Genomic DNA, 12,548 nt, shown 5'->3' with positions numbered 1-12,548 from the left:
CCGGACCCCGGCGCGGCCCGACGCTCCCGCTGCCTGCCCATGACATCGAGGGTAGCCGGGCCGCGAGGGCCGTCGGGATCCGGTCTCCGGGCGCGCTCGGTCGGCGCGCTCCGAGGGTTCCTGGCCGAGGGAACCGAGCGCGCCTACGCGAAGGACTACCGACTGTTCTTCGGGTTGCTGTATCGGCGCGAGAAGTACTGGGACGAGACCGATTACGAGGAGATCTACGACGACGAGTTGTGGCGTCGGCGGTCGGTGGACAACTCGCGCCGCATCGGCGGCAGCACATGGGCGCGGTAGTTGTCTGTGTTCAAGCACGGGATTTGTTGTGCGACAGTGGTTTACAGCTGTATGGAGGTGGGGGACCGCTGCCACCGGACGGCGTGGGAGGACCGCCTCGACCGTCGCGTGAGGACCCGATCCGGGTGATCGGCGAAAGGGAACGCCCCCTCCCGCCGCCCACGGCGTGTCCCGCTCTGTGTCATCGGGTTCATGGTGCATCGCCGGTGTCGCGCGTGAGGGCCTACGTGAGCGCACGGAATGTCGGATATGTTGTCCGACAATGTCTCTGCGCAGCAGGGCTGCGGCTCGCCGACCGCCCCCCGTCCGGCGAGCCTGGTAGCTCTCCAGCTGATGTGAAGCTTGCAAGCAAGCACTCCGAGGGGCGACTGTCTCACAGTCGCGTTGCACTCCAGGCGCGGGGTCAACCGAGAGGCGGTCATCCCATGCAGAAGAAGACGCCGAGCGCTTCGACGCTGGAAGAACCACAGTTCATGAAGACGGCGGGGCTGCGTGTCCGCTACCGAGTCCGGGGCGACGGGCCGGCCCTGCTGATGATCAACGGTATCGGCCTCCCCCTGGAGTTCTGGCGTCCACTCGAGGCCCGGCTCGGGCGGTTTCGGACCATCACGGTCGACCCGCCGGGCTCGGGGCATTCCTCGGTCCCCCGCGGCCGCTTCGGCGTCCGCGAGCATGCGGGCGTCATAGATGATCTCCTCGAGCACCTCGGGATCGACTCGGCCGGCGTGCTCGGCCTGGCGTTCGGCGGGATGGTGGCGCAGGAGCTGGCGCGCCGGAGTCCCGGACGCGTCGAGAGGCTCGCGCTTGCCTCGACGAACTGCGGCCTGGGCGGCATGCCCAGCCCGCCGAGGGCGCTGACCGCCGTCTTCAACCCGGTGAGCTTCTACTCCCCGGCGTATTTCCGCAAGGTCGCCCCGCTGATCTACGGCGAGGGGATCGTCGACGATCCCGCGCTCCTCGACGAGCACCTCGAGATCCGCCGGGACTGCCGGCCGTCGTTGCGGGGCCATGTCGTCCAGCTCCGCGCGGCCTTCGAGTGGACCAGTCGACCGTGGCTGCGCCACCTGCCGATGCCCGTGCTCGTGATCGCGGGGAGCGACGATCGGCTCGTGCCGACCGTCAACGGCCGGATCATCGCCAAGGCCGTCCCTCACGGCCGCCTGGAGATCATCGACGGGGGCAGCCACCTGTGCGTGCTCCAGGAGACCGCCCGGGCGGCGCAGCTCATCGGGGACTTCCTCGATGAGGACTGAGCCGGCCGCGCCCTGCGATACTGCGCACGTGTTCCACGGGCTTCGAGCGTGTGTTCAGCCCCGAGCGTGTCAGTAAACTCGCGTGTATGAGGAGACCGTCGGCACAGCTCGGGGAAATCATCCGACGGCAGCGAGAATTCAACAAGTTCACCCTGCGGCAGTTCGCCGAGATGGCCGGGATCTCGAATCCGTACCTCTCGCAGATCGAGCGCGGACTGCGCGCCCCCTCGGCAACCGTCATCGATGCCATCGCACGCTCGCTGAACATCAGCGCCGACATTCTCTACGAGCAGGCCGGCTTTCCCGTGGGCGACCGCGAGGGCGACGACGCACGTGCACGAATCGAAGCCGCCCTCGAGGCCGACCCGGCCCTCGCGCCTCGACAGCGACGCGCCCTGATGGAGATCTACGACGCCATGGTGATGGCGGGTCCGGTTCCTCGCCCGCGCCGCCGCAGTTAGTCCTCGCCGCGTGATGCTCGGCAGTCGATCCGCACCAAGGATTCGAGGTTCCAGATCACGGCGGGTGGGATGCCGCGCCTGCCGACGATCCTGACGAAGCAGACGAGCTATGTGGCGGTTGCGGCTGGGGGCTGATAGTCGGCGTCGGGTAAGGGGCGTCGGCAGATTTCGTGGGCTTCGTCGGCCGAGACGCCGAACATGCGCAACAGGTCCTCGGTGACCTGGTCGGTGGCCTCCGCGTCGTCACGTTCGGGGTGGTCGTGCAGCAGTTGACCCAGGCATAGCGCGGCGCCTGCTGCGATTGTCATGGCCAGTTCGGGATCGCGCACGCTGAACCGGCCCGACCGGGCAGCTGCCTCGATGTCCCGGCGAGCTCTCGGCGCCAGGCCCTTGTCCGAGCCGATCAGACTCAGACCGTTGCTGAGCAGAACCTTGCTCAGCTCGGGATTCCTGCGATGGAGGCGTCCGGTCAGACGGAAGCTCTGCGCAAAGACCTGGGCGGGGTCGTCCAGATCTGCGGTCAGTTCGTCGAGCACCGCCCCATGGCGGTCGAGGGCCTCCTCCACGGCAGCGTGGAAGAGCTCCTCTTTGGTCTGGAAGTGGTTGTAGAAGGACCCCATCCCGACATCTGCGGCTTGGGTGATCTCGAGAATCGGGGCGGCCGGTTTCCCTGCCGCCATGAACGACTGGGCTGCGCGTACGAGTGCGGCGCGGGTGCGCGCCTTGCGCCGGTCCAGACGGTTCGGTGCATCGGTGTTCTGCTCGGTCATGCCTGCGTGCCCTTCTCTCTGATCCGTCCGACCTGGCCTTACCCTACGGCGCGTCATCAATTGTGACGAATTCCTCAAAAACTCTTGACTGACGATATCTTCGTAAGTGACGATATCGTCATAACTTGAAGGGAGTGGTCCATGAGTGTCCACCATGACCCGCATTCCGGACTGCACAGTGAGCAGGGCGCGCTGGCGGGCGAGCACCGGGGGAAGGCCGCCGAGTCGATCATCAAGGTGTTCGACCTCGCGTGGCTGGAGTTCGAGAAGCCCGACCTCGATCGGGCGGAGGCGTTCGCCCATGCCTTCGGTTTTGCGACGGCGCTCCGAACGGCGCACGAACTACAGTTGCGCGGCACAGACCCCGGTTCGCCCTGCGTGCTCATCCGCCGAGGCCCGCGTTCGCGGTTCGTCGGTCCCGCCTTCCGGGCAGCCGACTCGACCGACGTGCTGCGACTCGCGGACGCAGTCGGAGGTGCGGTCGTGCCCCTCCCCGAGAGCCTCGGCGGGATCGCTGTCGATCTCGTGGATCCAAGCGCTCTCGGAGTCCGCGTGGTGTCCGACACGTTCGAGTTGCCGGCGCTGGCCGCCCAGGCTCCGCTCCACTTCAATTTCGGACACGACCGCGGGCGGGTGAACGCCACCCAGCGGCCACCCCGCGCGCCGGCCACCGTGCAACGGCTCGGTCACGTCGTGCTCCAGACGACGAAGTACCTCGAAACGCTCAACTGGTACCTCGAGCACCTCGGACTGATCGTCAGCGACTTCCTCTACTACCCGGGGCAACGGGCCCGGGGCCCGATCATGAGCTTCATCCGCTGCGACCGGGGTGCCACGCCCACCGACCATCACACTCTCGCGATGGTTCTCGGCCCGGCCAACCGCTATGTGCATTCGGCATATCAGGTCGCCGACCTGGACTCCCTCGCGGCGGGAGGCGAGTACCTGCTCGACCGGGGCTACCGCCGGTCCTGGGGCATCGGCCGGCACATCCAGGGCAGCCAGATCTTCGACTACTGGCGCGACCCCGACGGATTCATGGTCGAGCACTTCAGCGACGGCGATCTCTTCGACAACACGCTCGAGGCGGGCTGGGCACCGATGACCGCGTCCGGACTGGCCCAGTGGGGGCCGCCCGCCACCAAGGACTTCCTCGGACTGAGCCCCGGTCGGGACTCACTCCAGGAACTGCGCGCCATCGCCCTCGCGCTGCGCGCCGACAACGAATTCGACCTCCACCGCCTACGCGGCCTTCTGAAAGTTGCCAGCTCATGACCATCTCTGTCCTCCGCACCGCCGACGCCTGGTGGGTCGTCACACCGACGGGTGCTGCCCGGGTAGACACCGAGGCCACCACCACCGCTCAACTGCTGGCCGACCGACCAGCCGTCGAGGCAGCGGCGTCCAGCGAGGGCACCGTGCCCGTCGAGACCCTCTCGTTGCTCTCCCCGGTCACCGCCCCCTGCCGTGTGGTCGCACAGATGACGAACTTCGCCTCGCACGTCAAGGACGCGGGGATGAACCCCGACACCATTCCGTTGACCTTCTTCCGAAAGGCATCCGGTTCGATCGGCGGTCCCCACGACGACGTGATCCGTCCTGCCCATGTCCGGCTACTGGACTACGAGGTGGAGATCGGGCTCGTCTTCGGGCGTGAACTCCCCGTCGGCACCACGATCACCGCAGACACTCTCGCCGATCACGTCGCCGGCCTGGTTGTCACCAACGACATCTCCGCGCGCGACGTCCAGCTTCCCAAAACGCAGTTCTACGAGGCCAAGTCGTACCCGACGTTCACCCCGGTCGGCCCCGCGCTCGTACTGCTCGATGCCGACGAACTGAAGCGGTTCACCGACCTGCGCCTGCGGCTCTGGGTCAACGGTGAGCCTCGCCAGAACATGACCGTTGCCGACATGATCTACCAGCCGGCCGAGACTCTGCAGGCGCTGACCCGGTTCCAACGCCTCGATGCCGGAGACCTGCTGCTGACCGGAACACCGGTCGGGACGGCGCTGAGCGCCCCACCGAAGCCGATCGAAATCCTCTCCTCTCTGCTGCCGCCGGCCGTCAAATGGAAGCTCTTCTTTGCGGGCCAGGCCCGGAATTCGAACTATCTGCAGGACGGCGACGTCATCGAAGCCACCGTCGCCACAGACGACGGGACGATCGACTTGGGGCGGCAGCGCACGGTGGTGAGGTACGCGCGATGACCACCGACCTGCTGTGGCCGCGGTACGCAGCGCCCACGGATGTGACGGCGATCGAGGCCGTGCCGCTGAGAGATCGGGGGCTTCCGGAGTCCACCTATGCCTTGCTCACCCGAGCGGCCCGCATGTGGCCGGACCGCCTCGCGCTCACCGTCCTCCCGGACGCCGCACGGTGGCGGGAGCCGTTGCAGCGCAGTTTCTCCGAACTACTCGACGATGTTCACCGCTACGCGAACCTGCTCCATCGTCTGGGCGTGCGGCGCCACGACCCGGTCGCCTTGATGGCGCCCAACTGCGCCGAACTGATCCCCGCGACTCTCGCCGCGCAGCTTGCCGGCATCGCTGCCCCCATCAACGCGGCACAGTCGCAGCAGCACATCGCTGAACTGTTACGCCGCTCAGGTGCCCGGGTACTCGTCGCGGCCGGTCCGGAACTTGCGGCCGACACATGGGAGGTCGCGCACGAGATTGCCGTGAGCGGAGGGGTGGATGCAGTGCTGGCCCTCAGGCCCACCGGTGCCGCCGGCGTCCCTGCGGACCTGCCCGAAGTCGACGGAGTGCGGATCGGCTATTTCGGTGCGCTGTCGGCCGACATCGACTCCTCCGGCTTCGCCGGTGATCCCCCTCGTGGGTTCGACATGGCGGCACTGTTTCACACCGGTGGTACCACCGGTGTTCCGAAGCTGGCCGCCCACACCCACGACAACGAGGTCGCCAATTCCTGGATGCTGGCCGCGAACTCGTTGTGGGACCAGGACTCCGTGGTATTCGCCGCCCTGCCGCTGTTCCATGTCAATGCCTTGATGGTCACGCTGTTGGCACCGCTGTTCAAGGGCCAGGGTGTGGTGTGGGCCGGCCCGCTCGGCTACCGCGACCCGGTACTGCTCAGCGAATTCTGGAAGATCGTCGAGCACTACCGCATCGCGTCGATGAGCGCGGTGCCCACCATATACGCGGCCCTTGCGGAGCGCCCGGTCGACGCCGATATCAGTAGTCTGCGATTCGCCATGGTCGGAGCGTCGCCTCTGCCGACTGCGGTCGTCGAGAAGTTCCGGGAACACACGAGTGTGCCCCTTCTCGAAGGCTACGGCCTGACGGAGGCAACCTGCGCGAGTGCACGCAGCTTCACCGACGCGCCGCGACCCGGCGCGGTGGGCCTACGGATGCCCTATCAGCAGGTCAAAGTGGTACGCGTCCGCGAAGACGGCAGCTGGGAAGACCTGCCCACCGGAACGACCGGCGTGCTGGCCATCAGCGGTCCGACGGTGTTCGCCGGCTACGCTGTCGCCCACGACGAACACGGACACGTGCTCGACGGTATGGGCAAACTGGTCGACGGGTGGTTCGATACCGGCGACCTGGCGCGCGTCGACAGCGACGGTTTCATCTACCTGGTCGGACGCGCGAAGGACGTCATCATCCGGGGCGGGCACAACATCGATCCAGCGGTCATCGAAGACGCCCTACTGGACCATCCGCAGGTCACCGCGGTCAGCGCGGTGGGACGACCCGATGCCCACGCGGGCGAAGTGCCCGTCGCGTACGTCACCGTTGCCGCAGACGCCGGCATCACCGAGGATGAGCTGCAAGCCTGGGCGGGTGAGCGTGTCCCCGAACGGGCCGCGGCCCCCAGAACGGTGACCATCCTCCACGCCTTGCCTGTCACGGCGGTAGGCAAGCCCTACAAGCTCGCACTGCGCGCCGACGCGACACGGCGCGAGCTCGAGCAGGCCCTCGCCACCACCGCAGGGGTCGACAGCATCCATGCGTCCGTAGCGGACGGCTCGATTCTTGCCACTGTCGAGATCGACGGATCTGCCGGCGAACCGGCGGTCAAGGCGATCTTGGACCGATATGCGATCAATTGGAAGGTAATGGTGCGCAAATGATTACCGCATCCCTAGTTCTGGCGGTCTCGCTCGCAGTCCTCTACCTCCTGCTCGGCGTGAGCAAGATGGCGGCAACCTCGCCGATGCGGGAACGGGCAGCCCACGTCGGTATTTCCGTCAGCACGTATCGGGGTATCGGTGCGCTCGAGGTCGCCGGTGCAGCCGGTCTCCTGATCGGCGGACTCGTACCGGCGCTCGGCGCCGCGGCCGGCGTCGGGCTCCTGCTCCTGATGGCAGGGGCCGTCGTTACGCACGTACGCAACGGAGATGGATTGCGTGAGATGACGCCCGCCATCCTCGTCAGCGCGCTGATCCTCGCCTACCTCGCCGTCCTGTTCGGATCGATCCGATGAGCGAGCGGGTTGTCCCGGTCGTCATCGTCGGTGCCGGACCCACCGGACTGACCGCCGCCACGCTGCTTGCTCAGCACGGGGTCGAGTGCCTGGTACTCGAGCGCTGGGAGGGCGTCTATGCGCAGCCGCGGGCGGTCCACCTCGACGGTGAGATTCACCGGATCGTGGCGCACCTCGGGATCGCCGACGAGTTCGCGGCGATCTCCCGGCCGTGCCTCGGGTTGCGGCTCCTCGACCGGAACATGCGAATTCTCACCGAGTTCCACCGAGACCCCGGTCCGGGCGTACACGGCTACCCCGAGGCCAACATGTTCGATCAGCCGCAGTTCGAGGAGATCCTGCGCGCCAATCTTGAACGGTACCCAGGGGCCTCTCTGCGCGGCGACATCGAAGTAACCGGGCTGGCCCACGACAAGACCGGCGGCATTCGCGTCGACTTCACCGACCGAAGCACCGGCGTGCACGAATCGGTACGGACCAGATACGTGTTGGGCTGCGACGGCGCCAACAGCATGGTCAGAGAACAGATTCAGGCAACGATGCGGGATCTGAAGTTCGAACAACGCTGGCTGGTTGTCGACGTCGCCACCACCGCAGACCTCGGCGAGTGGGAGGGCGTGCACCAGGTGTGTGACCCCGTGCGCGCGGCAACGTACATGCGGATCGGAAAAACGCGCTACCGCTGGGAGTTCCGTCTGAAGCCAGGTGAGAGCGCCGAGGACTATCGCGAAATGGCCCGACTGCATCCCCTCATCTCGCCATGGACAAGGAACACACCGGCCGAAGACCTGGAGCTGGTCCGTCTGGCCGAGTACACCTTTCGAGCCCGAGTCGCGGACCGATGGCGCGACCGGCACGTGTTTCTGCTGGGCGACGCCGCCCATCTCACACCGCCGTTCATCGGACAGGGGATGGGGGCGGGGATGCGGGACGCGATGAACCTCGCCTGGAAACTTGCAGGCGTCCTCCGCGGGGATCTGCCTGAGAGCGCACTGGACACCTACGAGATCGAACGCAAGCCCCACGCACGGGCGCTGATCCGGCGGGCCAAGTTCGTCGGAATGGCCATGACCGAGGGCGGCGAACTCGGTAATCTCATCCGCCGCGTCGCCCTACCGCTGTTGCACCGCGTGCCGGGCCTCAGCGACAAGATCATGGACAACGAGACCCCGGCTCTCCGCCGCTCCAGTCTCATCGAGCGATCCCGACTACGCAGAAGCCGAGCGGGCCGCCTGATCCCGAATCCGGTCCTCGACGAGGGTCGCCGATTCGCCGAGGTCGTCGCCGGCCGGTTCGCGGTGGTCACCTCCGTCTCCCCGACCACGGAACAACGCACCGCCATCGAACAACGGGGTGGCACAGTCCTGCTGGCTCGGCCGGACACCGATCTGCACCGCTGGCTACGCCGCGGCCGGGCGCGCGCTGTCATCGTCCGGCCCGACGGCACCGTCCTTCGTAGCGGCAACGAACTGTCCGCCCTCTGCGCCGCCCTGCCCCGCTTCCACACCGACCACTCGCCAACGATCCTCACACGGTGAGCCACCCCTGACGGAATCTCCACTGCGCACGGGTGCGGATGCTCCGAGCTATTGGTCCGCCGAGTGCTCGCGCCACGTCATCCTCGATTCCGGCCCGATTCCCCCGCGCTTCGCCGACTCGGACCGGTGGTGTGGTTGTCGCGACAGGGAGTGTCCGATAAGGACACTCCCCCATCGGCGACCGACGGACCGCACCCGCGCGGGGGCGTGTGGCGGGTCCGTCGAGACCCCGGCGGATGTGGGTCGGCAGGGCCGTGCGGCGGTTCCGACCCTACGGTGCGGCCTCCGGTATGCGGGCTGTCGGCAGGTGGCTCGTGCCGGCAGTCGCGGAGGTTGAGGCGGCGAACTGTCAGCAGGACGAGGGTGGGGACGCCGATCAGCAACAGGACGGGGGCAAGATCGTCGAGCATCGGGATTCTCCGATCGGAGTGAGAGGTCACGCTCGCACGGGGTGGCGTGGACCGAGGCGAGACGGTTGCGGGTGTGGCAGACGACGGCATCGGCCACCGGCACACGTACCGGCGATGCCGGAACGTCCGGCGGACCGTGCACATCCCGGCCACCAGCAGCGGCAAAGCAACCGCGAGGAGCCAGGCACCGGCGGTGCCGGCCAGGACCGTACCCGTACCACTGAGCAGTATCCGCATGCGCCACCCGGGCCCACGCGTGCACCATCAGTGCCGCACCATCGCCGTTTGGGCAAGGGTGAAATCGACGAACACGCCGATCGCGCACAGCGGCACGAGGGTGGTCATCCGACCGCGATCAGCATCAGCACATCGTCGTCGGCCGACGGGAATTGCCGTCGAGTCCGCTCTGCGGCCGGAGCCGGCGAGCAGTAGCGGACCACCGGGATCCCAGAAGGCGGCACCGGCGGGCGGCGGACATAGCGCAGCGGTGCCCGGGCCGTCGGCCGGTCCGAAGCGGTGTTGAGGTAGCGGATGACCAAGGCGGCTGTCACGAACGCCCCGAGGAGCATCCACGTGGTCAGCATGTCGCTCACGCGCACGTATCCTTCCTTCGCGTCGACGGGTTTCGACCACCAACGAGCATCGGCCCGTCCCGACCCGGCAGGGAAGACTCGCCGTCGGATCCTTGCGAAATCTCTACGCCTCCGGACCGAGGAGCCGCCGCCCCGTGCCCGTCACGGCGGGCAACAGCACACCGCGTTGTGGCCTGCGCCTCTGATTCGCTTCTCCTGCATCGCTCGATCGAACCCGACCGCCGGCACGGGATGCGCTCCGATGCTCGAGTACTCCGATCTGCATGCCGAACGCTCCGAGCCTCCGACAGTCGCCCCCGTTCCGAGCGAGGGCGCCACGGGCCCCGCGAAGCTGGGTGATGAGTAAGCACCGCATCAAGCTTTCGGTCCAGAGCATAAGGAAAGCGTCAAGACGCATCCGTTTCGATCCTCGGCGGCGGTATGGGTGGAAGGACCCGCAACGGCGCGGGCCACCTGATCAAGGAGAAGGTCCGCAATGCTCGCCCATTGGCACCTGTTCGCCCGATCACGGCCGAGGCAGAACGTCTGGATCGACGTGTCCGAGTGCGTCGCGGACGTCGGCACGATCGATGCCGGCGTCGAGCGGGTGTTGCACCGACAGCACCTGCGCCTGGCGGGGATGTGCTGCGCACTCGAGACTCCCGGGGCCGGGGAACGCTGCCTGGACGCCTGTATCGACCGTGCGGTCGCCGCGATGGAACACATCCGGCGCCGCCACGGGGTGCTACTGAGTCAACTGGCGATCACCATCGCGGACGCGAGCATTCCTGCGGCTGCGGCATTGGAGCAACGCGAGGTGAGTGCCGTGATCGAGGACTGCCTTGATGCGGCCTGCGCCCGCTACCGTTACCCGCGCCCGACCGTGACCCTGCTGCTCCACACTGTTGGGGGCACTCCGACCGGCTCCTCGCACGCCAGCACACTCGACATGGTCCGCGACGCGACCCTCGAACTCTCATGATCATCGCATCCGTCCGCCCCGGCCCGGTGGGGCCAGCCGATGCCGAGGCTGCGGCCCGCCGTGCCGACCGGGCACAGGCTCAGCTCTTTCTCGGCGTGCTCGAGCGAGAGTTCGAGCAGGTCACAGTGCGGATCAACTTTGCTGAGCACTGCGCCGCCGATGAACAACGGCACGGCTTCGCGGTCAGTGCCCAACGATTCGAGGACGAAGCACGCAGACTGTGGGTCACCCTCGGTGAACTCCACCGTATGATCGCCGCCCTGCGTGCCCGGCAGACCCGGCCTTGACGCACGGACGCCGGTCACAGCATGCGCCGCGGCCGAGCCGAGACGCCCCTGCCCGGCGCACGAGTAGTGCGGCGAGATCCAGCGGTGCGAGGCACCATGGACGGACATGATCGCCTTGTCCTGAATGGGGAGCTGGTATGCCGCCACACCGTTCCACCGAGTCGCCGTTCCGCAACGGTGCGGGTAGCACCGCGCTTGTCGCGGGAATCACCGCCGCGGTGTTCGCCTTCGTTCCCCTCATCGGTGACCTGATCACGATTCCCGCCGGGCTGGCCGCGGTGGTCTGCGGCTGGGTCGGCCTGGACCGGGTCGACAAGGGCCTGGCAACGAACCATCGGGAGGCCCTCACCGGTGCCGTCCTCGGTACCGCGGCACTGTTCGTGGTGTTCGTCGTCTTCGCCGCAACCCACAGCGCCGGCGGATGACCATCGGCCCGCCCCCGGGACCCGCCGACCGTGGTGAGGTCGGTGCACCTGGTGCGCCGGGGTCCGGTGCAGGCGGGGGTGCGGCGCCACTGGTTCGGCGGGTCCGCGGCGATCATCTCGGCGGCCGTGCCCGGCTGTGAGTCCGCACGACGGCACTTCGAAACACCTACGCGTCGATCAGCGCATCCCCAGAAGTCGGCGCACGCCACGAATCCGGCGGTTCGCGCGGATCGTGGTGGCCAGTCCGCGCCGCCGGCCGGTGACGGGATCGACAACCGGCATCCCGCCGAAGCCGCGTTCGGATGCGGTCTCGGGAGCGGCGTCCGAAGTGTCTTTGAGGTACTTGTTCGGCAGCGACAGTTTCGCGATGGTGCGCCACGTCTTGAGGTACTGCACCGCGAGCGGACCGCTGGTGTAGGGCAGGTCGTATTTGCCGCACAATGCGCGCACCCGCACGGCGATCTCGGCATACCGGTTGGACGGCAGGTCCGGGAACAGGTGGTGCTCGATCTGATAGCTGAGGTTGCCCGTCATGAAATCCATCAACGGACCACCGGAGATATTGGCGCTGCCGAGCATCTGTCGCAGATACCAGCGGGCCTGGCTCTCGTTGTCGACGTCCGCCTTGGTGAACTTCTCCGCGCCGTCGGGAAAGTGCCCACAGAAGATCACCGCGTTGGTCCACAGATTACGGATCACGTTGGCAGTGATGTCGGCCGTCAGGGTGGACTTCCACGCCCTCCCGGTGAGGGCCGGGTACAACACGTAGTCCTTGCCGATCTGTCGGCCCACCTTCCGGCCCACCTCACGCAGCTTACGGCTGGTTTCGGCACGGTCGTCCCGGCCCCTGGCGACCTTGCCGAGTTCGAGGTGCTGGATGGCGACGCCGTATTGGAACAGCAGCGCTAGCAACGCGTTGTAGACGAGGTTGCCGGCGTTGAACGGCTTCCACCGTTGGTCCCGGGTGACCCGGATCAGGCCGAATCCCACGTCGTCGTCCATGCCCAGGATGTTGGTGTACTTGTGGTGCAGATAGTTGTGGGTCTGCTTCCAGTGCGCTGACGGGTCGGCGTTGTCCCATTCCCAACTCGCGGAGTGGAT

The 12,548-nt window shown here is 67.3% G+C and carries 13 protein-coding genes and 1 pseudogene; 11 read left to right on the top strand and 3 right to left on the bottom strand.

All coding sequences use genetic code 11. The features are described from left to right. The 3 genes and pseudogenes from CQZ88_RS13405 to CQZ88_RS13395 form a co-directional block, all read left to right on the top strand. A pseudogene (locus CQZ88_RS13405) lies at positions 1 to 300 on the top strand (hypothetical protein); the annotation flags it as partial. Positions 301 to 725: 425 nt separating this feature from the next. Next, positions 726 to 1,553, top strand: a complete 828-nt coding sequence (locus CQZ88_RS13400; protein WP_050036205.1) for an alpha/beta fold hydrolase — start codon at positions 726 to 728, stop codon at positions 1,551 to 1,553. Positions 1,554 to 1,639: 86 nt separating this feature from the next. Next, complete coding sequence (locus CQZ88_RS13395; protein ID WP_050036204.1) at positions 1,640 to 2,014, top strand: helix-turn-helix domain-containing protein; 375 nt, start codon at positions 1,640 to 1,642, stop codon at positions 2,012 to 2,014. A 107-nt stretch (positions 2,015 to 2,121) separates the two neighbouring features. Here the strand turns inward: CQZ88_RS13395 and CQZ88_RS13390 are convergent, their stop codons facing one another. After that, positions 2,122 to 2,784: a TetR/AcrR family transcriptional regulator gene (locus CQZ88_RS13390; protein ID WP_102799881.1), complete on the bottom strand. Its 663-nt coding sequence runs from the start codon at positions 2,782 to 2,784 to the stop codon at positions 2,122 to 2,124. A 141-nt stretch (positions 2,785 to 2,925) separates the two neighbouring features. On the opposite strand from CQZ88_RS13390, the gene CQZ88_RS13385 reads away from it, so the two are divergent. Genes CQZ88_RS13385 through CQZ88_RS13365 form a run of 5 tightly spaced genes read left to right on the top strand, consistent with a single transcriptional unit; the run spans position 2,926 to position 8,771 of the window. After that, positions 2,926 to 4,059, top strand: coding sequence for a VOC family protein (locus tag CQZ88_RS13385; protein ID WP_102799880.1), 1,134 nt, complete (start codon positions 2,926 to 2,928; stop codon positions 4,057 to 4,059). Continuing rightward, on the top strand, positions 4,056 to 4,994 hold the full coding sequence (locus CQZ88_RS13380; RefSeq protein WP_029546759.1) for a fumarylacetoacetate hydrolase family protein: 939 nt from the start codon (positions 4,056 to 4,058) through the stop codon (positions 4,992 to 4,994). The genes CQZ88_RS13385 and CQZ88_RS13380 overlap by 4 nt, the downstream gene beginning before the upstream one ends. Further along, a complete protein-coding gene (locus tag CQZ88_RS13375; protein ID WP_102799879.1) occupies positions 4,991 to 6,880 on the top strand; it encodes an acyl-CoA synthetase in 1,890 nt (629 codons plus the stop codon). The genes CQZ88_RS13380 and CQZ88_RS13375 overlap by 4 nt, the downstream gene beginning before the upstream one ends. After that, positions 6,877 to 7,233 (top strand): DoxX family protein, encoded by a 357-nt coding sequence (locus CQZ88_RS13370; RefSeq protein ID WP_050036201.1) that lies wholly within the window; start codon positions 6,877 to 6,879, stop codon positions 7,231 to 7,233. Before CQZ88_RS13375 ends, CQZ88_RS13370 begins: the two co-directional genes overlap by 4 nt. Continuing rightward, positions 7,230 to 8,771, top strand: coding sequence for a bifunctional 3-(3-hydroxy-phenyl)propionate/3-hydroxycinnamic acid hydroxylase (locus CQZ88_RS13365; protein ID WP_102799878.1), 1,542 nt, complete (start codon positions 7,230 to 7,232; stop codon positions 8,769 to 8,771). Before CQZ88_RS13370 ends, CQZ88_RS13365 begins: the two co-directional genes overlap by 4 nt. A gap of 751 nt (positions 8,772 to 9,522) precedes the next feature. Here the strand turns inward: CQZ88_RS13365 and CQZ88_RS13360 are convergent. Next, positions 9,523 to 9,765 carry a hypothetical protein gene (locus CQZ88_RS13360; protein ID WP_258008585.1) on the bottom strand — a complete coding sequence of 81 codons (243 nt, stop codon included), beginning with the start codon at positions 9,763 to 9,765 and terminating at the stop codon, positions 9,523 to 9,525. Positions 9,766 to 10,249: 484 nt separating this feature from the next. Here CQZ88_RS13360 and CQZ88_RS13355 point away from each other — a divergent pair, with 484 nt between their 5' ends. The 3 genes from CQZ88_RS13355 to CQZ88_RS13345 all read left to right on the top strand — a co-directional run bounded on the left by CQZ88_RS13355 (position 10,250) and on the right by CQZ88_RS13345 (position 11,447). After that, positions 10,250 to 10,735 carry a hypothetical protein gene (locus CQZ88_RS13355; protein ID WP_102799876.1) on the top strand — a complete coding sequence of 162 codons (486 nt, stop codon included), beginning with the start codon at positions 10,250 to 10,252 and terminating at the stop codon, positions 10,733 to 10,735. Further along, on the top strand, positions 10,732 to 11,022 hold the full coding sequence (locus tag CQZ88_RS13350; RefSeq protein WP_029546754.1) for a hypothetical protein: 291 nt from the start codon (positions 10,732 to 10,734) through the stop codon (positions 11,020 to 11,022). The genes CQZ88_RS13355 and CQZ88_RS13350 overlap by 4 nt, the downstream gene beginning before the upstream one ends. 137 nt (positions 11,023 to 11,159) lie before the next feature. Further along, a complete protein-coding gene (locus CQZ88_RS13345; protein ID WP_006947522.1) occupies positions 11,160 to 11,447 on the top strand; it encodes a hypothetical protein in 288 nt (95 codons plus the stop codon). Between the two features lie 177 nt (positions 11,448 to 11,624). Here the strand turns inward: CQZ88_RS13345 and CQZ88_RS13340 are convergent. After that, positions 11,625 to 12,548, bottom strand: a 924-nt coding sequence (locus tag CQZ88_RS13340; RefSeq protein ID WP_258008583.1) for an acyl-CoA desaturase, incomplete at its 5' end; no start/stop codon positions are given.

Source organism: Rhodococcus sp. ENV425 (assembly GCF_002887785.1).
Classification (GTDB): domain Bacteria; phylum Actinomycetota; class Actinomycetes; order Mycobacteriales; family Mycobacteriaceae; genus Rhodococcus; species Rhodococcus aetherivorans.
Note: the sequence above shows the minus strand (reverse complement) of the source record. Positions and strands in the feature narration are given on the sequence as shown.

Bases quoted from the DNA above. Each gene is read 5' to 3' on its own strand.
- CQZ88_RS13355 (WP_102799876.1), top strand. From the start codon at position 10,250: ATGCTCGCCCATTGGCACCTGTTCGCCCGATCACGGCCGAGGCAGAAC.
- CQZ88_RS13365 (WP_102799878.1), top strand. From the start codon at position 7,230: ATGAGCGAGCGGGTTGTCCCGGTCGTCATCGTCGGTGCCGGACCCACC.
- CQZ88_RS13400 (WP_050036205.1), top strand. From the start codon at position 726: ATGCAGAAGAAGACGCCGAGCGCTTCGACGCTGGAAGAACCACAGTTC.
- CQZ88_RS13345 (WP_006947522.1), top strand. From the start codon at position 11,160: ATGCCGCCACACCGTTCCACCGAGTCGCCGTTCCGCAACGGTGCGGGT.
- CQZ88_RS13360 (WP_258008585.1), bottom strand. From the start codon at position 9,765: ATGCTGACCACGTGGATGCTCCTCGGGGCGTTCGTGACAGCCGCCTTG.
- CQZ88_RS13380 (WP_029546759.1), top strand. From the start codon at position 4,056: ATGACCATCTCTGTCCTCCGCACCGCCGACGCCTGGTGGGTCGTCACA.
- CQZ88_RS13385 (WP_102799880.1), top strand. From the start codon at position 2,926: ATGAGTGTCCACCATGACCCGCATTCCGGACTGCACAGTGAGCAGGGC.
- CQZ88_RS13395 (WP_050036204.1), top strand. From the start codon at position 1,640: ATGAGGAGACCGTCGGCACAGCTCGGGGAAATCATCCGACGGCAGCGA.
- CQZ88_RS13370 (WP_050036201.1), top strand. From the start codon at position 6,877: ATGATTACCGCATCCCTAGTTCTGGCGGTCTCGCTCGCAGTCCTCTAC.
- CQZ88_RS13350 (WP_029546754.1), top strand. From the start codon at position 10,732: ATGATCATCGCATCCGTCCGCCCCGGCCCGGTGGGGCCAGCCGATGCC.
- CQZ88_RS13390 (WP_102799881.1), bottom strand. From the start codon at position 2,784: ATGACCGAGCAGAACACCGATGCACCGAACCGTCTGGACCGGCGCAAG.
- CQZ88_RS13375 (WP_102799879.1), top strand. From the start codon at position 4,991: ATGACCACCGACCTGCTGTGGCCGCGGTACGCAGCGCCCACGGATGTG.